Source organism: Streptosporangium sp. NBC_01639 (assembly GCF_045209755.1).
Taxonomy (GTDB): domain Bacteria; phylum Actinomycetota; class Actinomycetes; order Streptosporangiales; family Streptosporangiaceae; genus Streptosporangium.
In genome coordinates, this window is record NZ_CP109272.1 from 3,370,594 (window position 1) to 3,390,044 (window position 19,451).

The 19,451-nt window shown below is 70.1% G+C and carries 21 protein-coding genes; 15 read left to right on the top strand and 6 right to left on the bottom strand.

From position 1 onward, the window contains the following. Positions 1-33 precede the first annotated feature (33 nt). From OHA77_RS14925 to OHA77_RS14935, 3 genes are read right to left on the bottom strand one after another with little or no spacing between them, the layout of a single operon-like run. Entirely contained in the window at positions 34-1,503 is a 1,470-nt protein-coding gene (locus tag OHA77_RS14925; RefSeq protein WP_406318717.1) for a glutamate--cysteine ligase, read from the bottom strand. A gap of 38 nt (positions 1,504-1,541) precedes the next feature. Beyond that, on the bottom strand, positions 1,542-2,180 hold the full coding sequence (locus OHA77_RS14930; protein ID WP_326820008.1) for a response regulator transcription factor: 639 nt from the start codon (positions 2,178-2,180) through the stop codon (positions 1,542-1,544). Positions 2,181-2,235: 55 nt separating this feature from the next. Next, positions 2,236-3,468 (bottom strand): PspC domain-containing protein, encoded by a 1,233-nt coding sequence (locus OHA77_RS14935; protein WP_406318718.1) that lies wholly within the window; start codon positions 3,466-3,468, stop codon positions 2,236-2,238. A gap of 142 nt (positions 3,469-3,610) precedes the next feature. Between OHA77_RS14935 and OHA77_RS14940 the strand changes: the two genes are divergently transcribed. From OHA77_RS14940 to OHA77_RS14990, 11 genes are all read left to right on the top strand, one after another. After that, positions 3,611-5,299: a PspC domain-containing protein gene (locus OHA77_RS14940; RefSeq protein ID WP_406318719.1), complete on the top strand. Its 1,689-nt coding sequence runs from the start codon at positions 3,611-3,613 to the stop codon at positions 5,297-5,299. After that, positions 5,289-5,495 (top strand): hypothetical protein, encoded by a 207-nt coding sequence (locus OHA77_RS14945; RefSeq protein WP_326820005.1) that lies wholly within the window; start codon positions 5,289-5,291, stop codon positions 5,493-5,495. The genes OHA77_RS14940 and OHA77_RS14945 overlap by 11 nt, the downstream gene beginning before the upstream one ends. A gap of 45 nt (positions 5,496-5,540) precedes the next feature. Continuing rightward, positions 5,541-6,116, top strand: coding sequence for a CGNR zinc finger domain-containing protein (locus OHA77_RS14950; RefSeq protein WP_406318720.1), 576 nt, complete (start codon positions 5,541-5,543; stop codon positions 6,114-6,116). 174 nt (positions 6,117-6,290) lie between these two features. Continuing rightward, positions 6,291-6,734: a VOC family protein gene (locus OHA77_RS14955; RefSeq protein ID WP_406318721.1), complete on the top strand. Its 444-nt coding sequence runs from the start codon at positions 6,291-6,293 to the stop codon at positions 6,732-6,734. 4 nt (positions 6,735-6,738) lie between these two features. Continuing rightward, the gene (locus tag OHA77_RS14960; protein ID WP_406318722.1) at positions 6,739-7,686 is read left to right on the top strand and encodes a pyridoxamine 5'-phosphate oxidase family protein; all 948 of its coding nucleotides are present in this window, start codon (positions 6,739-6,741) and stop codon (positions 7,684-7,686) included. After that, complete coding sequence (locus OHA77_RS14965; RefSeq protein WP_406318723.1) at positions 7,683-7,874, top strand: ferredoxin; 192 nt, start codon at positions 7,683-7,685, stop codon at positions 7,872-7,874. The genes OHA77_RS14960 and OHA77_RS14965 overlap by 4 nt, the downstream gene beginning before the upstream one ends. Continuing rightward, the gene (locus OHA77_RS14970) at positions 7,832-8,296 is read left to right on the top strand and encodes a nuclear transport factor 2 family protein (RefSeq protein WP_406318724.1); all 465 of its coding nucleotides are present in this window, start codon (positions 7,832-7,834) and stop codon (positions 8,294-8,296) included. Before OHA77_RS14965 ends, OHA77_RS14970 begins: the two co-directional genes overlap by 43 nt. A gap of 92 nt (positions 8,297-8,388) precedes the next feature. Then, complete coding sequence (locus OHA77_RS14975) at positions 8,389-8,886, top strand: (2Fe-2S)-binding protein (protein WP_326819999.1); 498 nt, start codon at positions 8,389-8,391, stop codon at positions 8,884-8,886. Then, positions 8,883-11,411: a xanthine dehydrogenase family protein molybdopterin-binding subunit gene (locus tag OHA77_RS14980; RefSeq protein WP_406318725.1), complete on the top strand. Its 2,529-nt coding sequence runs from the start codon at positions 8,883-8,885 to the stop codon at positions 11,409-11,411. The genes OHA77_RS14975 and OHA77_RS14980 overlap by 4 nt, the downstream gene beginning before the upstream one ends. Further along, entirely contained in the window at positions 11,408-12,292 is an 885-nt protein-coding gene (locus OHA77_RS14985; protein WP_326819997.1) for a xanthine dehydrogenase family protein subunit M, read from the top strand. Before OHA77_RS14980 ends, OHA77_RS14985 begins: the two co-directional genes overlap by 4 nt. 236 nt (positions 12,293-12,528) lie before the next feature. Continuing rightward, positions 12,529-13,374 (top strand): SRPBCC family protein, encoded by an 846-nt coding sequence (locus OHA77_RS14990; RefSeq protein WP_406318726.1) that lies wholly within the window; start codon positions 12,529-12,531, stop codon positions 13,372-13,374. 101 nt (positions 13,375-13,475) lie between these two features. Here the strand turns inward: OHA77_RS14990 and OHA77_RS14995 are convergent, their stop codons facing one another. The 3 genes from OHA77_RS14995 to OHA77_RS15005 all read right to left on the bottom strand — a co-directional run bounded on the left by OHA77_RS14995 (position 13,476) and on the right by OHA77_RS15005 (position 16,044). After that, the gene (locus OHA77_RS14995; RefSeq protein ID WP_326819995.1) at positions 13,476-14,600 is read right to left on the bottom strand and encodes a CU044_5270 family protein; all 1,125 of its coding nucleotides are present in this window, start codon (positions 14,598-14,600) and stop codon (positions 13,476-13,478) included. After that, positions 14,601-15,137 (bottom strand): RNA polymerase sigma factor, encoded by a 537-nt coding sequence (locus OHA77_RS15000; RefSeq protein WP_326819994.1) that lies wholly within the window; start codon positions 15,135-15,137, stop codon positions 14,601-14,603. A 298-nt stretch (positions 15,138-15,435) separates the two neighbouring features. Next, positions 15,436-16,044, bottom strand: a complete 609-nt coding sequence (locus OHA77_RS15005; RefSeq protein WP_406318727.1) for a TetR/AcrR family transcriptional regulator — start codon at positions 16,042-16,044, stop codon at positions 15,436-15,438. 139 nt (positions 16,045-16,183) lie between these two features. On the opposite strand from OHA77_RS15005, the gene OHA77_RS15010 reads away from it, so the two are divergent. The 4 genes from OHA77_RS15010 to OHA77_RS15025 all read left to right on the top strand — a co-directional run bounded on the left by OHA77_RS15010 (position 16,184) and on the right by OHA77_RS15025 (position 19,250). Further along, positions 16,184-17,044 carry an SDR family oxidoreductase gene (locus OHA77_RS15010; RefSeq protein WP_406318728.1) on the top strand — a complete coding sequence of 287 codons (861 nt, stop codon included), beginning with the start codon at positions 16,184-16,186 and terminating at the stop codon, positions 17,042-17,044. Positions 17,045-17,226: 182 nt separating this feature from the next. Further along, positions 17,227-17,472 (top strand): hypothetical protein, encoded by a 246-nt coding sequence (locus OHA77_RS15015; protein WP_326819991.1) that lies wholly within the window; start codon positions 17,227-17,229, stop codon positions 17,470-17,472. Positions 17,473-17,540: 68 nt separating this feature from the next. Next, a complete protein-coding gene (locus tag OHA77_RS15020) occupies positions 17,541-17,957 on the top strand; it encodes a VOC family protein (protein ID WP_406318729.1) in 417 nt (138 codons plus the stop codon). A gap of 690 nt (positions 17,958-18,647) precedes the next feature. Beyond that, positions 18,648-19,250 carry a hypothetical protein gene (locus OHA77_RS15025; protein WP_406318730.1) on the top strand — a complete coding sequence of 201 codons (603 nt, stop codon included), beginning with the start codon at positions 18,648-18,650 and terminating at the stop codon, positions 19,248-19,250. Positions 19,251-19,451 lie beyond the last annotated feature (201 nt).

A 19,451-nucleotide genomic window follows, 5' to 3' on the forward strand; every position in this document is an offset into this window, starting at 1 on the left:
CGCCTCCCGGCCGGTTCTCGCGCCCCTCGGCGGTCACGGTGACGGCCAGGTGTGGACGGGCTCGTTGGTGTGCATGTACTCGATATAACGCAACGTCATCCGGCGCAGCGCCTCGTGCCGGTCGATGTCTCCCATCGCGTTCACGGTTGCTATCTGCCAGTCGGCCCCGGTCCGGCCGGTCACACACCGCCGTTCGATGATCCCCAGCAACCGGTCCCTGCGCTCGGGGTTCACCCCCCACCGGTCGAGACCCTCGTAGGCCAGCGGCAGCAGGCGGCGCAGGATCAGCTCGGCGGCGGCCACCTCGCCGACACCCGGCCAGTAGAGGCGCGCCTCCAGCCCGTGGCGGGCGGCGGCGTGCAGGTTGTCCCCGGCTGCGGCGAAGGACATGCGCGTCCAGATCGGCCGTTCGGCGTGGGGGAGCATGCCCATGAGGCCGTAGTAGAACGCGGCGTTGGCGGCGATGTCGGCGACCGACGGTCCCGCGGGCAGCACCCGGTTCTCCACCCGCAGGTGCGGCGCCCCGTCCGTGACGGCGTAGATCGGCCGGTTCCACCGGTAGACGGTGCCGTTGTGCAGGGTCAGCTCGGCGAGTTCGGGGATCTCCCCGCGGGCGAGTTGCTCGCGCGGGTCGACGTCCTCGCACAGGGGCAGCAGCGCGGGGAAGTAGCGGGTGTTCTCCTCGAACAGGTCGAAGACCGAGGTGATCCACCGCTCGCCGAACCAGACTCTCGGCCGCACTCCCTGGCTCTTCAGCTCCACCGGCCGGGTGTCGGTGGCCTGCTCGAACAGCGGGATCCTGGTCTCCTGCCAGAGCCGCCGGCCGAACAGGAACGGGGAGTTGGCCGCCACCGCGACCTGGGCGCCCGCGATGGCCTGTGCGGCGTTCCAGTGCGCGGCGAACTCCGCCGGACTGACCTGGAGGTGGAGCTGGAGGCTCGTACAGGCCGCCTCGGGGGTGATGCTGTCGGCGTAGGTGTCGAGTGTCTCCTCACCCTCGATCGACAGATGCAGGTCCTCGCCCCTGGCCTCGAAGATCTGCTCGTTGAGCAGCTTGTAGCGGGGGTTGGCCGAAAGCGTGCCCTCGTGCACGTCGCTCTCGCGCAACGTGGGCAGGACACCGATCATCACCAGGTGTCCGCCGACCGTGCGGGCCCGCTCCTCCGCGTGGTTGAGCCGGTCCCGCACCACCTGCTCCAGCCGCACGGAGCCCTCCCCCGCCAGGGGCTCCGGGATGACGTTGATCTCCACGTTGAACTGGCCGAGCTCGGTGGCCCAGTCCGGCTGGGCGATCGCGGCCAGCACCTCGGCGTTCTTCATGGTGGGTTCGCCGCGGTCGTCCACGATGTTGAGCTCGATCTCCAGCCCGGCTCTCGGCCGGTCGGACTCGAACCGGGACTCGCGCAGCATCCGCGCCAGGACGTCGAGACACCGGCGGACCTTGTCCCGGTATCGGCGTCGGTCCTCCCGGTTGAACACCATCGCAGGTACATCGCGACCCATACTTCGCAGAGTCGCACATAAGTTACATATAGTACAGATCAGACTAAACGTCGCGCGGTGGCCCACCGGGAGAGCTCGTGGCGGTTGGAGAGCTGGAGCTTGCGCAGCACCGAGGACACATGGGTCTCCACGGTCTTGACCGAGATGAACAGCTCCTTGGCGATCTCCTTGTAGGCGTAGCCCCGCGCGATCAGGCGGAGGACCTCCCGCTCGCGCTGGGTCAGCGAGTCGAGCTCGGGATCGATCGGCGGCGCCTCGCTGGAGGCGAAGGCGTCCAGCACGAAGCCGGCCAGCCTCGGGGAGAACACCGCGTCGCCCTCGGCCACCCGGCGGATCGCGTCGGTGAGCTCGCGGCCACTGATGGTCTTGGTGACGTAGCCCCGGGCGCCGCCGCGGATCACGCCGATGACGTCCTCGGCGGCGTCGGAGACCGACAGCGCGAGGAAGCGGACCTGGGAGCCGGCGCCGAGAACGCGGCGGAGCACCTCCTGGCCACCGCCGCCGGGCATGTGCACGTCCAGCAGGACCACGTCGGGCTGAAGCTCGGCGATCGTCCTGACCGCGGACTCCACGTCCTCGGCCTCCCCGACCACCTCGATCGAATCGCCCAGCTCGGCGCGGACGCCGGAGCGGAACAACCGGTGGTCGTCGACGATCAGAACCCTCACGCTGCTCAAGAGCCCTCCCTCACCGCTCGTGGTGCCGCACTGCCGTACTTCCCGGCTCGCTCGTTCACGCCTTCTCCAGCTTCATGGTCAACATCACTTCCGTACCCTCGCCGGGTTCGGTCCGTACCCGGGCGCTGCCGCCGTGCCGCTCCATCCTGCCGATGATCGACTGACGGATGCCCATCCGGTCGTCGGCCACCTCTCCCATGTCGAACCCGACGCCACGGTCCCGGACGAAGACGGTGACCTCCTCCGGCTCCGCCTCGGCGTAGACCGAGACGACCGACGCCCCAGAGTATTTCGCGGCGTTGACCATAGCCTGCCTGGCGGCCTGCATCATCGCGGACAGTTCCGGGGTCAGCGGGCAGTCGCCCACGCAGACGACCTCGATCGGCACACCGTGCGCGTCCTCCTCCTCGGCGGCCACCCGGCGCACCGCGGCGGCCAGCGACGCGTCGGCGTCCTGTTTGGGCTGGTAGAGCCAGTTGCGCAGCTCGCGCTCCTGGGAGCGGGCGAGCCGCATCACCTCGCGGGAGTCCTGGGCGTTGCGCTGGATCAGCGTGAGCGTGTGCAGCACGGAGTCGTGCACGTGCGCGGCCACCTCCGCGCGCTCCTCCTGCCGGATGCGCTCCCGGCGCTCGCGCTGCAGCTCCTTCCACAGACCGGCCAGCCAGGGGGTCGCGATCAGCCCGACACCGCCCACCACCACCAGCGTGAACACGATGCCGGAGCGGGCCTTGACCAGCTCGTCGTTGGCCACCAGGAAGCCGATCGCGCCGATGACGACGAGCACCAGGCCGGCGAACGTGCGGACCCGGTTCTGGCGGACCTGGCCCACCGTCGTGTTCATCCAGCGCCGCCGCCGGTCCGGATCGGCCTGCTGCCACAGGATCAGCGAACCGATCCCGCCGACCGCGATCGGCCAGGCGCCGATCCCGCCCGTCGAGGCGCCGGTGAGCCAGCCCAGGGCCGTCAGTGCCAGCGCGATCGCGCCGTAGGCGGCGAGCTGACTCCAGTCGCGGCCGGGCTCCCTGCCCTCGTACGGCTCACGCGGGGTGAACATCCACAGCGCCGCGTAGGCCACCGCGCCGATCCCGTCCAGCACGGTGAGCAGCACGAACGCCAGCCGCAGCACGACCGGGTCGAGCCGGAGCTGCGCGGCGGCGCCCTGGGCCACCCCGGCGACCAGGCGGCCCTCCACCAGCCTCATCAGCCGGGGGAAGGCGGCTTCCTCGGGTGCCGCGGGGGCCGCGGGTGTCACGGGCGCCGCATCGTGAACTGTCTGTCGCTCAGCCATATCATCAGCATCGTCACATGTCGGAGCCCCTCCGCGCATCAGGCGTTCCCCTGACACGACCCTGAGGCGGGCCCGCGCCCTCCGGGAGGACTCAGGGGTGTCCCGGATGCGACCGGTGGCGGAGAAGCGCCACGATGGGACCATGACCGACACCGGGAATCCGCACGGCCCGGCGAGCACCCCGTCCGACTCGCCACCCGCGTCCGCCCCCGCCGGGGAGCGTCTGCTCCACCGCGGCAACGAGGGCCGCATGCTCACCGGCGTCTGCGCGGGGCTGGGCCGCTACGCGGGGATCGATCCGGTGCTGTTCCGGGTCGGCTTCGCGGTGCTGGTCCTCGGCTCGGGCATCGGCATCATGCTCTACGTCGCGGCCTTCCTGCTGATGCGGGAGACGGACGGCGGTCCGGGATACATGGAGCAGTGGACCCGCCGCACCTTCGACAACGAGACCGTGCTGGCGCTGCTGACCGGCGTCTTCGCCCTCGGTCTGGCCATCAACGTCTCCTCGGGCGGGATCGGCACCGGAACCGTCGTGGTCGGCACGCTGTTCGCCATCGCCCTGCTCACCGCCCACGCGCGCGGCGTCGACCTGCTGGCCGTGACCCGTTCTCTGCCCGAGCGGCTACGCGGCCGCCGCGTTCCGCCCGCCGCCGGACAACCGCCCGCCGCCTTCGACACCGCCGGACCGGCCGCCGCGCAGCCCTTCCCGGCCGCGGAGCCGCGGCCCGGATCGGCGCCCACCGCACCGCACCCGGCGCAGCGCCCGTCCACGGGCCCGGTTCCGCCGGGCGAGGGCACGACGGCCACCGGAGCCGCCCCGTTCCAGGGGCGCACACCGGCCGCCGGGAACGCCACGTCCACCGGGAGCACCCCGTTCAGGGACACGCCGCCCGTCGAGGCCGCCGAAGCCCCTTTCAAGACCACTGAAGACGCACCGTCCGTCGAGGACACCCCGGCCGCGGCGAGCCGGCTCTCCGGGGACGCGCCGTACCCGGGTGCCTCACCCGTGGCCGGGGACGCCCCGTTCCGGAGCACGTCCCCGGCCGCGCGGACTCCGTCGACTCCCCGCACCGCCACCGGGGTGTCCTTCGACTCCTCGGGCGAGCCGTTCTCGCCCTACGGCCCCTACCAGCCACTGGACCCGCGCAGGCGGCAGCCGTACTCCCCCTACGACTTTCCCGGGTACGGCGGGCAGGTCCGGACGGCGCCCCGGCCGAGGCGGCCCCGGTCGTTCGTCGGAGCCCTCACCCTGTGCCTGGCCATGATCGTTGGAGGGATCATCATGGCGATCCAAGCCACCTCGGGATCGGTCAACATGACGATCGTCGGAGGCGCGGCCCTGGTCACCATCGGCGGCGGCCTCATGGTCGCCGCCTGGTTCGGCCGGGGCGCGTCCCTGGTCGCGATAGGAACGATCGTCGCGATCGCCCTAGTCGCGGGGTCCGCGCTGACCGGCATGCCGAAGAGGTTCGGCAGCTACCACTGGGACCCGGCCACGATCTCCGAGGCCGCCGGCGGCTACGCGGTGGGCGTCGGCGAGGGCACCCTCGACCTCAGCGACCTGACGTTCCTGCCGGGCTCGCGGACGGTCCTCTCCGCGTCCGTCTCGATAGGCGAGATCAGTGTGATCCTGCCGCCGACGGCGCGGGTCGAGGTCCACGGATACACCAAACTGGGCGACGTGAAGATCGACCATGCGGTCGAGGGGGGAACCGACGTCCAGCACAACAAGGTCCTGGAGCCCGAGGTGACCCCGAAGGGCGACGTGGCGACCATCGTGCTGAACGTCAAGGCGGGCATCGGAGACGTGGAGGTGCGCCGTGCGGCCTGAGGTCGAGCGGACCAACTCCGCCAGATGGCACCGCACCGACTGGATGGCCCTGCTCAGCGGGATGCTGTTCGTCGGGGTCGGCATCGTGTTCATCGTCGTTCCGGCCGTCGAGTCGCTGGTCATGATCTCGATCCTGCTGGGCGGCCTGGGGTTCGCCGGGCTGGTCGCCATCTTCGCCCGCGCGGTCCGGGGCTGAGCTGGTCTCACGGTTTCAGGGCACTCTGAGCGTTAGACTTGAGGGATGCTGGTTCTGGATTTCGTGAGCACGGTCCGCGCGACCCGGAGCGGGCTGCTGGACACGCTCTCCGACGTCTCGGGCATGACCGAGTGGGGCCGGGCGCACACCGCGGAGCTGGGTCTCTCCGCGGACTTCACCGCCACGGAAACCCTGCGGCGCGAGGTGGTCGAGCTACGGCAGGGCGTGCGGGCCCTGTTCGCCAAGGCCGTCGCGCCCGGCCCGGTGAGCAGTGCGGACGCCGACCGGCTGCCGGGATTCGCCGCGTCACTCGACCTGGTCAACGCCGCGGCGTTCGCCGCGCCGCTGGCCCCGCGGCTGGACTGGCCGGCCGAGGGCGTCCCGTCGGCCACGAGCGTCCCGGCGGGCGAGGCGGCGGAGTCTCCGCGCATCCGCGCCGCCCTCGCGGCGTCGGCGATAGATCTGCTGGCCGGACCGTACCGCGAGCGGCTGCGTGCCTGCCCGGCACCGCGCTGCGTGCTCTACTTCGCCAAGGAGCACCCCCGCCAGGAGTGGTGCTCGGTCGGCTGCGGCAACCGGGCCCGCGCCGCCCGCCACTACCACCAGCACCGGGACCGCTGACCTCCGCATTCATCCGGCCTCTGCCACATAGCTGCGACAGGGCACGGTGTCGGCACGCTCTCCTTTCGGAGTGATCCATATCACAATTCTCTAACGTCAAGACGACCGAACTTCCGTTATATTAATTCTCATCACCTAACGGTTGGACCCGTTAGAAAAACGATGGGACAAGAGATGACCTTCAAGACCGGCCACGTCGGCCTCAACGTCTCCGACCTCGACAGGTCCAAGGACTTCTACCTGAAGGTCTTCGGCTTCGAGGTCTTCGGCGAGTCGGACCGGGCAGACCGCCGCTACGCCTTCCTCGGCCTCGACGGCGAGCTCGTGCTGACCCTGTGGCAGCAGAGCGAGGGCCGAGCCGACACCGGCCTGCCGGGCCTGCACCACCTGTCCTTCCAGGTGCCGGACATCGAGGCGGTCCGCCGGGCCGAGACCGTGATCCGGGAGGTCGGGGCCACGCTGCACCACGACGGCGTGGTGCCGCACGGCGAGGGAGCGTCCTCGGGCGGCGTGTTCTTCGAGGACCCGGACGGGATCCGGCTGGAGATCTTCGCGCCCACCGGGGCCGGCGAGCGGCCCGCCCCGACTACCGGCGCCCCCACCTGCGGGTTCTTCTAAGACCATGCGGCACGCAGGAGAGCTGGCGGTGCAGCGGCGGGCCGGGGTGCGCGCCGGGGCGTGGGGCTCGGCCTCGGCCACCCCGGAGATCCCGGCGGTGGCGTCCGACTTCCTCCGCCGGCAGCGGATGATGCTGATCGGGGCCACCGGCCCGGACGGGCGGCTGTGGGCGAGCGCGCTGACGGGACCGATGGGGTTCGCCGAGGCCGTGGACGAGCGGACGATCGTCATCGAGGCGGTGCCGGGCGAGCACGACCCGCTGGCCGGACTGTCCGGCGGTGAGATCGGGATGCTCACGATCGAACCCTCGACCAGGCGCAGGATGCGGATCAACGGCACGGTCCGGCGCGAGGGCGGACGGCTGATCGTCCATACCGAGCAGACGTACGCGAACTGCCCCAAGTACATCCAGACGCGTGACGTCTCGGCCGAGCTCGCCGGACCTCCCGCGCTCGTCTCGACGGAGGGGTCGTTCACCGCGGAGCACCGGGCCTGGATCGAAGGCGCCGACACCTTCTTCGTCGCCACCCGGGCCCCGGGGCTCGGCGCCGACCTGTCCCACCGGGGCGGCAATCCGGGGTACGTCCGGATGACCGGCGAGCGGCGGCTGGTCTGGCCCGACTACGTCGGCAACTCCATGTACATGACGCTGGGGAACCTGGAGCTGGACGAGAGCTGCGGTCTGCTCTTTCTCGGCTGGGAGAGCGGCGACACGCTCCAGTTGACCGGCCGGGCCCGCGTCGCCTGGGATCCGGGGGATGTCCCGGGTGCGCAGCGCCTGGTCGAGTTCGAGGTGGACCGGGCCGTCCACATCCGGGGGGCGAGCCCGCTCCGCTGGACGTTCGAGAAGTACTCCCGCTTCAACCCGCCGGCCCGCGCCGCCTTCCCCGAGGCGGGGGCGGAGGCGGGCGGACCGGCGACGGGAGCCGATGGGGACGGGGAGCCGCGGTGAGGGTGGTCGTGGACCGGGCGCTGTGCCAGACGCACGCGCAGTGTGTGTTCGCCGCGCCCGAGGTATTCGAATTGGATGATGACGACCGGTTGGTCTACGTCGCCGAACCGGACGACGGACTGATCGACGCGGTCGAGGACGCCGTATGGGTCTGCCCCGTACAGGCGATATTTCTGGAGGAACGGTGAATTTCACCGAGGAGACGGCTCGGGCCAAGGTGCGGGCCGCCGAGGACGCCTGGAACACCCGGGACCCCGAACGGGTCTCACTCGCCTACACACCCGACTCGGTCTGGCGGAACCGGGACGAGTTCCTGACCGGGCGCGAGGAGATCAGGGAGTTCCTCACCCGCAAATGGGCCAGGGAACAGGACTACGCGCTCCGCAAGGACCTGTGGACGTTCGGCGGCAACCGCATCGCCGTACGGTTCCAGTACGAATGGCACGACGCGGACGGCCAGTGGTGGCGCAGTTACGGCAACGAGCTGTGGGAGTTCGCCGACGACGGGCTGATGAGACGCCGTGAGGCGAGCATCAACGACGTCCGGATCAACGAGGCGGACCGCCGCATCCTCGGCGGCCACCGGCCGAAGGAACTTCCGTTGGCGTGATATCTGGGGGTTGACCGGGAACAACAGGGGCGTACGTTCGCTTTTGTCGGTTCTCACTTCTCCTATGCCCCATGGGTGTTCTTGGAGGATGTATGCCCCGAATCACCGTCACCGTCGACGGCGTCGCGTATGAGGAGGAGGTCGAGCCGCGTCTCCTTCTCGTCCACCTGCTGAGAGATCGGCTCGGCAAGGTCGGGACACCCATCGGCTGCGACACCGGCAACTGCGGCGCCTGCACCGTGATGCTCGACGGCAGGAGCGCCAAGAGCTGCTCCGTGCTCGCCGTACAGGCCGACGGGAGCGACGTCGTCACGATCGAGGGCCTGGCGCAGGGCGGCGAGTGGCACCCCATGCAGAAGGCCTTCCACACCGAACACGCCCTGCAGTGCGGATACTGCACCCCAGGCATGATCATGGCCGCGATCGACCTCCTCCGCGACGACCCGGACCCGTCGGAGGAGGCCGTCCGCCAGGGGCTGGAAGGCAACCTGTGCCGGTGCACCGGCTACTGCACCATCGTCCGGGCGGTACGGCGCGGCGCGGCCGAGATGTCCCAGGCCCGGGAGCCGCAGGAGGTGCCCGCGCCATGAGCGAGCAACTCGACGCCGGCCTGATCGCCGAGCGGATCGCCGAGAGCGGCGAGCTCGGCGAGCCCACCGGCGCCCGTGAGGTCGGCAGGGCCCGCAGGCGCAAGGAGGACGCCCGGCTGGTCACCGGCCGGACCACGTGGACCGACAACATCCAGCTCCCCGGCATGCTGTACGTGGCGTTCCTGCGCAGCCCGATGGCGCACGCCCGGATCACCCGGGTGGACGCCTCGGCCGCGCGCGTCCAGCCCGGCGTCGTCGCGGTCTACACCGGAGCGGACTTCGCCGACGAGCAGGGCAGCCTGCCGTGCGCGTGGCCGGTCACCGAGGACATCGTCATCCCCGACCACCCGCCCATGGCGGTGAGCGAGGTCCGCTACGCCGGTGAGGCGGTGGCCTGCGTGGTCGCCACCGACCGTTACAAGGCCGCCGACGCCCTGGAGGCGATCGAGGTCGACTACGAGCCGCTGGACGCGGTGACCGACATGACCGAGGCGCTCACCGAGGGCAGCCCCAAGGTCCACGAGTCGGGCAACCGTGCCTTCACCTGGAAGTTCGCCGGAGGCGACATCGACGCGGCGTTCCGCGACGCCCCCGTGGTGATCGAACGCACCTACGTGCAGCAGCGGCTCATCCCGACCGCGATGGAGCCCCGCGCGGTCGTGGCCACCACCGACGGCGACGACTTCACCCTCTACTCCGCCACGCAGATCCCGCACGTGCTGCGCGTCATGCTCGCGCTGACGACCGGCATCCCCGAGCACAAGCTGCGCGTGGTCGCCCCCGACGTGGGCGGCGGCTTCGGCTCCAAGCTCCAGGTCACCGCCGAGGAGGTGCTCGGCCTGCTCATCACCAGGCGGCTGGGCAAGCCGGTGAAGTGGACCGAGTCGCGCTCCGAGGGCAACCTGACCGTGCACCACGGCCGCGACCAGCTCCAGCGGATCTCCCTGGCCGCCGACCGGGACGGACACATCAGGGGCGTCCGGGTGGACCTGCTCGCCGACATGGGCGCCTACCTGATGCTGGTCACGCCCGGCATACCGATACTCGGCGCGTTCATGTACAGCGGCATCTACAAGGTCGACGCCTACGACTTCACCTGCACCGGTGTCTTCACCACCAAGATGCCCACCGACGCCTACCGGGGCGCCGGACGCCCCGAGGCGACGTTCGCCATCGAGCGGGCGGTGGACGAGCTGGCGCACGAGCTCGGCCTGGACCCCATCGAGGTACGGCGCCGCAACTGGATCACCCACGAGGAGTTCCCCTACACGACGGTCTGCGGGCTCACCTACGACTCCGGCAACTACGAGGCCGCGACCGAACGGGCCCTCGCGCTGTTCGGCTACGACAAACTCCGGGCCGAGCAGGCCGACCGGCGGGAGCGGCAGGACCCGGTGCAGCTCGGCATCGGGGTCTCGACGTACACCGAGATGTGCGGGCTGGCGCCGTCGCGCGTGCTGGGCTCGCTCAGCTACGGCGCGGGCGGCTGGGAGCACGCCACGGTCCGGATGCTGCCCACCGGCAAGGTCGAGGTGGTCACCGGGACGAGCCCGCACGGGCAGGGACACGAGACGGCCTGGAGCCAGATCGTCGCCGACGCGCTGGGCGTGCCGTTCGACGACGTCGCCGTCCTGCACGGCGACACCGCGGTCTCCCACAAGGGCATGGACACCTACGGCTCGCGCTCGCTGGTCGTGGGCGGCGTCGCCGTCCTGGCGGCCTGCGAGAAGGTGAAGGACAAGGCCCGGCAGCTCGCCGCGCACATGCTGGAGGCCTCCGCCGACGACATCGAGTTCACCGGCGGGTCGTTCACGGTGCGGGGAACGTCGGAGGGAAGGACCATCCAGGAGCTCGCGCTGGCCACCTTCGCCGCGCACGACCTCCCCGACGGCGTCGAACCCGGGCTGGACGCCGACGCGACCTTCGACCCGGACAATTTCTCCTTCCCGCACGGCACCCACCTGTGCGCGATCGAGGTGGACACCGAGACCGGCCGACCCACCATCCGCTCCTACGTGGCCGTGGACGACGTGGGTTCCGTGGTCAACCCGCTGATCGTCGAGGGCCAGGTGCACGGCGGCATCGCGCAGGGCGTCGCCCAGGCGCTGTTCGAGGAGGCGGTCCACGACGCCGAGGGCAACCTGCTCACCACGACGATGGCCGACTACCTGATCCCGTCGGCGGCCGACCTGCCCGACTTCACCACCGACCGCACCGAGACCCCGGCGACCAGCAACCCCCTGGGTGTCAAGGGCGTCGGCGAGGCGGGCACGATCGCCTCCACCCCGGCCGTCGTCAACGCGATCGTGGACGCGCTGCGCCCGTACGGCGTGCGCGACGTGCGGATGCCGTGCACCCCCGAGCGGATCTGGCGCGTGCTGGCCGAGGCGGGACCGGCCGCACCGGGGCCCGGAGGGTCGACCGCGTCCGCGTCCACGTCCACGTCCGGTCCGGCTCCGGCACCCGTGGCGGGGCAGCCGCCCGCACCGATGTCCGCGCCGGCATCCGAGGGAGGGGCCCGATGATCCCCGCGCCGTTCGACTACGTCCGGCCCGCCTCGCTGGAGGAGGCCTGCGGTGTCCTCGCCGAGGCGGACGCATCCGGCGAGGAGGTCAAGGTGCTGGCCGGCGGCCAGTCCCTGCTGCCGCTGCTCCGCCTGCGGCTCGCCTATCCCACCGCGCTGGTGGACGTCGGCCGGCTGCCCGGACTGCGCGGTGTGCAGGACCGGGGCGACCATGTGTTCGTCGGCGCGCTCACCACGCACGACGAGGTGCTCCGCTCCGGTGTGGTCAGGGAGCAGGTCCCGCTCCTCGCGCTGGCCACCGCCACGGTGGCCGACCCCGCCGTACGGCACCGCGGCACGTTCGGCGGATCGATGGCGCACGCCGACCCCGCCGGGGATCTGCCCGCCGTCGCGCTGGCCCTGGACTGCGTTTTCGTGGTCCGCTCCAGCGAGGGCGAGCGGGAGATCCCGGCAGCCGAGTTCTTCGTCGACTACCTGGAGTCGGCGCTCGAACCCGGCGAGGTGCTGCTGGGCGTCCGGGTGCCCAAGCTCGGTCCCGGCTGGGGCTTCCACTACGAGAAGTTCCATCGGACGGCGCAGTCCTGGGCGGTCGTCGGCGTGGCGGCGGCCGTACGGCGTGCCGACGGGGTCATCGGGGAGGCGCGGATCGCGCTGACCAACATGGGCCCGACGCCGGTGCGGGCACGGGTGACGGAAGCCGCGCTGCGCGGGGTGCGCCTCGCTCCGGCGGGTGGGAACGGCGCGCGGGACCAGGTCGGGGACGCCTGCGGCGAGGCGGACTCCGGCGCCTCTCCCCCGGCCGACCTGAACGCCGGCCCCGACTACCGCCGCCACCTGGCACGGGTGCTGACCGGCCGGGCGGTGAGAGCCGCAGGCGGCTGACCGGCCGGCCGCCGGGTGGCAGGCGGCCGGGCCGTGGGCGACCGACCGCGGGTTGCCGATCGGCGGATGGCCGGGCCGTGGATGGCCGAGCGGCGGCCGGCCGGGGCGGAAGACCGCTGAGCGGCGTTTCGCGGGCCGGGAGTTCGCCACCCGGCCTGCGGGGCAGGCAGACTGGTAGGACCAGCACGTGTGGCCGGTAGTGTCACGGAAACGGACGATGGGCAAGGAGCGGATCGATGGCGATGCGATTCGAGCACGAGTTCACGGTTCCGGTGCCGGTCGAGCAGGCGTGGTCGGTGCTGCTCGACGTCGAACGGGTCGCGCCCTGCCTGCCGGGGGCCGCCGTCGACACAGTGGACGGCGACTCCTTCACCGGCCGGATGAAGGTCAAGGTCGGGCCGATCACGGTGACCTACCTGGGTGACGCCGCGTTCGAGGATGTGGACAAGGACGCACACGTCCTGACCATCAGGGCCTCCGGTAAGGAGTCGCGGGGAGCGGGCACCGCCGGTGCCACGGTCACCGCGCGGCTGCACCCGGCCGGCGCGGACACCCGGGTCACGGTCGAGACCTCCTTCAGCGTGACCGGCCGCCCGGCCCAGTTCGGCCGAGGCGTGATGGCCGAGGTCGGCGGCAAGCTGATCGACAGGTTCGCGGCCAACCTCGCCGAGCTGCTCAGGGAGAACCCGGGCCTCTCGGGCCTTCCCTCACTGGTCCCCGTGCAGGGCACGGCCGAGCAGATCACCGAGGGCGCGGAGGAAACCGCGAGGCCGCAGGACGCCACCGACTCGGAGGGGGAGGACTTCGGCGAGTACGACGAGCTCTTCGAGAAGAACGAGCCGGTCCGTCACCTCACCGCCGTCCCGTCCTCCCCGGAGGTGGTCATGACGGAGAAGACCCGTGGCCTCGACGCCCACCCGGCCGGCACCTCCCGCACCTCGCTCACCCCCGAGGAGGAGGCCCTCGACCTCATGGAGATCGCGGGCATCCCCCTGCTCAAGCGCGCCGCCCCGGTGGCCGCCGGCCTGGCCGGGCTCGTGCTGGCCGGCTGGCTGATCCGCCGCACCCTGCGCCGCCACTGAGCCGGACTGACTCCACCGGCCGTCATACGCGCCTCACCCGTGACGTCAGTACGGCTGAGGCCTGTGACAGGGCTCGACGCCGTCATACGTGCGCGGCCGGTTCAGCGCAGGCACTCCCCCTTCTGGTCCGGCCCGCAGCCCTCGGGGATGACAGGTCGGTCGTCGGTCCAGCCGAGCTTCTTGATCACCTGGGACATGTAAACGATGCCCGGCGGGATGTTCCCCTGGTCGGCGGTCGGGACGGGCAGCACGTCCTGGGTCGCCAGCAGGTCGCCGGTCTCCCGGTCGATGACGATCTGCTCCTCCCCCTCGCCGTTGGCTCCTCCGCGCAGGATGGCCACCCCCACCCGCCCTTCGATGTCGCGGATCTCGTCCGTGATCCGCACTCCGGGGAGTCCGGCGAGCATGTGATACACGGCCGCCCGGGTTCCCGGGGTGGTCGGGGCGTCCAGGAGGAGACGCTCGCCCAGCCCCCACAGCCAGTAGTCCCGCTCGGGGAGCTTCACCTGCGTCGGGGACCTGGATTGCGTGTCCTTCATGGCCTCCCGCTCGGCGGGCCAGTACGACAGCAGTTTCACCTTAAGCTCCGCCGGGTCGTGTGGCAGGTCAAGGAGCTCCCTCACGCTCAACTCCAAGGTCGACTGTTCGAGGCCCTCTTTCTCGCTGCTGACGAGATACCGGGTCTTCCCCATGGGAATCATGTCGTTCTGGCAGTCGGTGTCCGATCCGCAGAGCCGGGGCGAGCCCGCCTTCTCCCACTCGGCCCTGTCGGCGGCGGTGAAGGGCCGGGTGTCGAGCCCGCTGACCACTGTGACCTTGTTCCGGTCGATCCCGTTCCACAGGACATCCTTGACGCGGTCCTCGGCGACGAACTCGCGTCCCCCGACGCTGATCCGTTGCCGGTAGACCTGTTCCATCTCTCTACGCCAGTATCGGCCGCCGGTCGCCTCCTGCCGCCGGGCCAGCCGGTCGGCGGCGGCGGAGAGCACCTCCTCGGCACTCGTCTGGGTCACCGTGGCGACCGGGCCGCCCCCCAGCCTGGGGACGACCGCGATCGCGCCGATCACGGCGACGGTCGCGGCCGACGCGACCAGGACCCCCGTCCACGCGGAGACCCGCCGGCGCCGCCCGCCGTTCAGCACCCTGGCCCTGGCCTCGGCGGCCCTCCCGGGGTCGGAGGGCGGAACATCTGGCATCACCCGGTCGATGATCTTGAACTCGTTCATTCAGACCTCCACTCCCAGTGACTTGTGCAGCTTGGTCCTGGCCCGGCTGAGCCGGGAGGCGACGGTGCCGTAGGCGACCCCGAGTGCCTCGGCGACCTCCTCGTAGGTCAGCCCGCCGTAGGCGACGAGCAGCACCACGTCGCGCTCGCCCTTGGACAGCCGTGCCAGCGCCCCCGAGAGCCGGCCGACCGTCACCCCCGCCATGACGCGGTCGACGACCCGCTGGTCGTGGCCGTCGTCGTCGGGTGGCGGCCCCGTCCTGGCCAGCGCCCGGTAGCGGCGCAGCTCGGCCCTGCGGTGTCGGCCGATCAGGTTGGTGGCGATGCCGTACAGCCAGGGCCGGACTCCGCCCCGCGCGGGGTCGAACCGGTCGCGTCGGCGGAACGCGATCAGGAAGGTCTCGGCGGCCAGGTCCTCGGCGACGTCGAGGTCGAGCCGCCGTCCGATGTAGCGGCGGATCTCCTCGTAGTGCGCGTCGAAGACGGTGCCGAACCGCTCGGGATCGACGACCGAGGCGGTGTCAGGGACAGCGATCATGCAAGGGTCTCCCAGGCCGGAAGGACAGGACATCCCTTCTTGCCCGATGGTCGCACCCCCCTTCCCTGTTTTCCGAGCCAGGTTGGGGTGGACGTAAGAATCACGACACGAGCCCCAAACGGCGTTGATCTTGACTAGCTGCCGGCTCTGCTTACCGGCGCTGGTTCTCACAAACGAACCATTCTGAGATCAAGATCGACAAGGCATTGGCAGGGGACGACGGAGGTCCGATTTCATCTCAGAACTCGTTCTCACGTGAACCGGGGGGCAACCCAGGAACTTCAGTCCCAGCCAAGCCTCACCGGCGTGGGAGTAGTCCGTTGAGGGCGGTCTCGACGATGGTGTCGGCGTATTCGGGGGTGAGCGGTCCGCTGCGCTGCAGCCATCGGTTGAGCAGCGGGCCCCACAGCATCTCGACGGCCACGTCGAGGTCGAGGTCCTTGGCCAGTTGCCCGGCCCGCTGGGCGCCGCGCAGTCGTTGTTTCTTGAGCTCCTTCATCGGTCCGTCCAGCCGTTCGACGTAGGCGGCGGCCAGCTCCGGATCGTGCGCGATCTCGGTGTTGAGGGCGCGCAGCGGCTCGTCGTAGCGCGGATCGTTCAACTCCGCGACCGTGGCGCGCAGGACCGTCTTCAGGTCGGCCTCCAGGTCTCCGGTGTCGGGTAGGGCGGCCTCGCCGTCCGGTTCGTCGCTGAGCATGAGGAAGGCGTCGAAGAGCACTGTTCCCTTGGAGGGCCACCAGCGGTAGATCGTCTGCTTGCCGACACCGGCCCGCGCGGCGATGCCCTCGATGCTCAGCTTGGCATATCCGACCTCGTGGACCAGGTCGAACGCTGCGGTGAGGATGGCCCGCCGGGAGGCTTCGCTGCGGCGGGCCGCGCTGGAGGAGATCTTGCGGGGTGTCGTCATGTGGCCAAACCTAGCAAAGACATAGACGATACGGACCGTCTTGACAGGCCAGATATAGCCCAGTATGGTCATCGCCATAAGTCGAGACGAACCGCCTCGGCTCGTCTGACTGGCGTAACGAACGATCGGAGCCCCGCATATGCGCACCCCAGCCACCACCCCCTCGCGCACCTGGTTCATCACCGGCGCCGGCCGCGGCCTGGGCCGCGCGTTCACCCTGGCCGCGCTGGAGCGCGGCGATCGAGTGGTCGCCGCCGCCCGCACCATCGCGCCGCAAGACTTCGACGACCACTACGGAGACCGGCTGCTGGTCCTTCCCCTGGACGTGACCGACCGCGCCGCGGTGTTCGCCGCCGTGGCCACCGCCGTCGAGCACTTCGGTCGACTGGACGTCGTGGTGAACAACGCCGGAATCATGTCCTCGGGCATGATCGAGGAGTTCACCGAAGCCGAGGCCCGCGCTCAGATGGAGGTCAACCTCTTCGGGGCGATGTGGGTCTGCCAGGCCGTATTGCCGCACCTGCGCGCGCAGGGCTCGGGCCACATCGTGCAGATCTCCAGCATCGCCGCCCTCGGCGGCTTCCCGACCACCGGGATGTACAGCGCGAGCAAGTTCGCGCTGGAGGGCATGAGCGAGGCACTGGCCATGGAAGCCGCGCAGTTTGGCGTCAAGTTGACCATCGTCCAGCCCGGCGGCTACTGGACCGACCTGTACACCAGCATGACCTCGACCACGCCCTCGGAACCGTACAGCCCGCTACGCGCCGAACTGGAAAAGCAGTGGGCCGAAGGCTCGATCGACAGCGAGCCGCACCTGGCCGCCGAGGCGGTACTGAAACTGGTTGACAGCGAGGACCCGCCGCTGCGACTGCTACTCGGCAGCATGGTCTACGACCTGGCCTTCGACATCTCCCGCCGGCGAATGGACACCTGGACCGGCTGGGAACAGGTCAGCCGCGCCGCCGAACACGCCGTCCCCGCCCCCGGAACCACCGGCTGACCGGCTCCGGCACCGACTCCCCGCCCGGCGGCCGCCGCGAATGGAACATTCGTCCGCGCAATGGTCGCCGCCACCGCATTCGACTGCCTCATCTGAGCCCTGGTGCTGCATGGCCGTACCACCGGCTGACCAGGACGAGGACTTCGACACGAAATCGCATCCCAGCAACCATAGGAGTCAACGTGAACATCATCGCCTCTACCGTGTCACCCGTCGTCGACGACGTGGACGCCTCCAGCCGGTTCTTCACCACCCACCTGGGCTTTCGGGAGGCGATGAACGCCGAGGGGTTCGTCTCCCACAGTCGCGGCACTTCGACCACCGGCCCGCTCCGTCAGGGCAAGCGCCCCCCACAGTCCCTCCCCAACGTCCCGCGTCACAACGAGCGTCGAGGATCGCACAACCGTCCGCGCCGACGCTCGTACTGAACCTCCGGCGTTCCGCCCCGTCAGCACCGCCTGTCAACACCGCATCTGCTCCGACCAAAAGGGTTTCCATGCGCATCAGTACTTCCACCCTGTCGCTCACCGTCAACGACGTGGACGCCTCCAGCGACTTCTTCACCACCCACCTCGGTTACCGGCAGGCCATGGCGGCGGACGGGTTCGCCTCCCTCACCCGCGACGACGCGGCTGTCGACATCGTTCTGCTACGGCGCGGCACCGAGGTCCTGCCGACCGAGCAGCGTGACCAGCACGCCTCCGGCCTCATCCTGGCCTTCACCCTCACCGACCTCGAAACCGAGGAGAAGCGTCTGCGCGCCGAAGGAGTTGCCATCACCATGCCGCTACGCGAAGAGCCCTGGGGGGAGCGGCTCTTTCAGATCACCGACCCCAACGGCATCGTGATCCAGTTCGTCGAGTGGGCAGCGCCCGCCGATGCGCTCAACCCCAATCACGCCCCAACTCGTTAGACGTTCGGTCCTCGCGATTCGCGGCCCGAGCGGTGGGCGCGCGAGAACGGCCCCCAGCCATCCGCACGCGCAGCGTGCGAGCCGCAAGCTCGGGCTGCGCGGCGGCGCGGCGCGCCGCCGCTTGACGCGCTCGCCGCATGACGACACCAGCACCACGTACCGACAGGACCCCGGGACTCCTCGGGGTCCTTCGTCGTTCCAGCCCCGGAATCGTTCCGCACGCCTCCGAAATCCCCGGCCCCACCTGGGAAAACACGACCAAGAGCATTCCGCGTATGTTCCGCGACCGGTGGCATACGGCTGCATCTGACTGCCTGCGGCTGCATGAGTGGCTTGGGCCGGTGACATGAAAAAGACCAGGTCAGCGGCTAGATGACCTGGTCTGGAGAGCGCGCCCTGCAGGATTCGAACCTGCGACCGTCGGATTAGAAGATCGACCTGGCATCGTTCCGGACGGTTCAATGCAGGTCAGCGGGTGTGGGTGGTCCATCCTGAACTGCAACGGGAAATGCAACTCGTGGTGGTCGGTAGCTGGGCGGCAGCTGTACGCTCGCGCCACCTTCAGCATGCCTTGGCGGGCTGCTTCGGCAAGTCGGCTTCCGCGATAGGCGCGGGTCTGCGCCGAGGAGATAGCGGTGCCAGGTCGGAAATGGTTTGCTGGCGTCAATGCGTGATCTCTAGCCTGCCTGAGTGCAGGTGATCGAGATATCGGGATCAGGGTGGCCGGAACTGTCGGCGCTGTGGCGGAGGCAGTGGCCGGAGTGCCCACCGCTGGCACACGAGCTGAAGAACGTCTACGCCGACCGGTGGGTCCGTTTCCACAGCCTTCCCGGCTCGCAACGCTACGCCGACGACGAGAGCGAATACGCAATCCTGCTGCACCGGCACAACACCGTCCTGAACGAGTTCTTCACCGGGCAGCGGGTCCACATCGTGACAGCGCCCTATGGTGCCAGAGAAGAAACCGTCGAGATCTCCATGGCGGGCGTCCCCCACGTGCTAAACCCCGACTCCCACCCCTGGACGACGCTGGGCGAAGAAGGTCCGGACACGGATCGGATCGTTCACCTGCACGTCAGCGGACGGCCTTGGCTGCCAGGGACGATTGACCCGCTGCTCCGCGCCGTGGCGGACGACCAGTGCAGCGACGTCATCATCATGGACACCGCGCTACGCCGCCTCTACCACCCCTACGACGGCGGCGCGGACTGCATCGTCGAGAGCACCGCAGAGCGCGACCGGCTGAAGGCGGCGCACTCCGACTGGCTGTCGAGGCACCCTCGTGGCCTCTGACGATCAGGCGGTGCGCATCGTCCCCGTGGTGGAGGTGCGCCCGATCGACGTCTTTCAAGCCTGGCCGGTCGCTCATCTGGATGCCTTCAGCACGATCGCGATCTCCGGCCACCTACACCGATCGTTATCTTCAAAGCGGGGAGCAGGTCAACAGCCGGTTGCGGCGCCGCCTGATCAGAGGGTTGGGCCGCGGTTCAAAAG

Coding starts and splice junctions, on each gene's coding strand:
- OHA77_RS14925 (WP_406318717.1), bottom strand. CDS start 1,503: ATGGGTCGCGATGTACCTGCGATGGTGTTCAACCGGGAGGACCGACGC.
- OHA77_RS14935 (WP_406318718.1), bottom strand. CDS start 3,468: ATGGCTGAGCGACAGACAGTTCACGATGCGGCGCCCGTGACACCCGCG.
- OHA77_RS14940 (WP_406318719.1), top strand. CDS start 3,611: ATGACCGACACCGGGAATCCGCACGGCCCGGCGAGCACCCCGTCCGAC.
- OHA77_RS14950 (WP_406318720.1), top strand. CDS start 5,541: ATGCTGGTTCTGGATTTCGTGAGCACGGTCCGCGCGACCCGGAGCGGG.
- OHA77_RS14955 (WP_406318721.1), top strand. CDS start 6,291: ATGACCTTCAAGACCGGCCACGTCGGCCTCAACGTCTCCGACCTCGAC.
- OHA77_RS14960 (WP_406318722.1), top strand. CDS start 6,739: ATGCGGCACGCAGGAGAGCTGGCGGTGCAGCGGCGGGCCGGGGTGCGC.
- OHA77_RS14970 (WP_406318724.1), top strand. CDS start 7,832: ATGGGTCTGCCCCGTACAGGCGATATTTCTGGAGGAACGGTGAATTTC.
- OHA77_RS14975 (WP_326819999.1), top strand. CDS start 8,389: ATGCCCCGAATCACCGTCACCGTCGACGGCGTCGCGTATGAGGAGGAG.
- OHA77_RS14980 (WP_406318725.1), top strand. CDS start 8,883: ATGAGCGAGCAACTCGACGCCGGCCTGATCGCCGAGCGGATCGCCGAG.
- OHA77_RS14985 (WP_326819997.1), top strand. CDS start 11,408: ATGATCCCCGCGCCGTTCGACTACGTCCGGCCCGCCTCGCTGGAGGAG.
- OHA77_RS14990 (WP_406318726.1), top strand. CDS start 12,529: ATGGCGATGCGATTCGAGCACGAGTTCACGGTTCCGGTGCCGGTCGAG.
- OHA77_RS14995 (WP_326819995.1), bottom strand. CDS start 14,600: ATGAACGAGTTCAAGATCATCGACCGGGTGATGCCAGATGTTCCGCCC.
- OHA77_RS15000 (WP_326819994.1), bottom strand. CDS start 15,137: ATGATCGCTGTCCCTGACACCGCCTCGGTCGTCGATCCCGAGCGGTTC.
- OHA77_RS15005 (WP_406318727.1), bottom strand. CDS start 16,044: ATGACGACACCCCGCAAGATCTCCTCCAGCGCGGCCCGCCGCAGCGAA.
- OHA77_RS15010 (WP_406318728.1), top strand. CDS start 16,184: ATGCGCACCCCAGCCACCACCCCCTCGCGCACCTGGTTCATCACCGGC.
- OHA77_RS15020 (WP_406318729.1), top strand. CDS start 17,541: ATGCGCATCAGTACTTCCACCCTGTCGCTCACCGTCAACGACGTGGAC.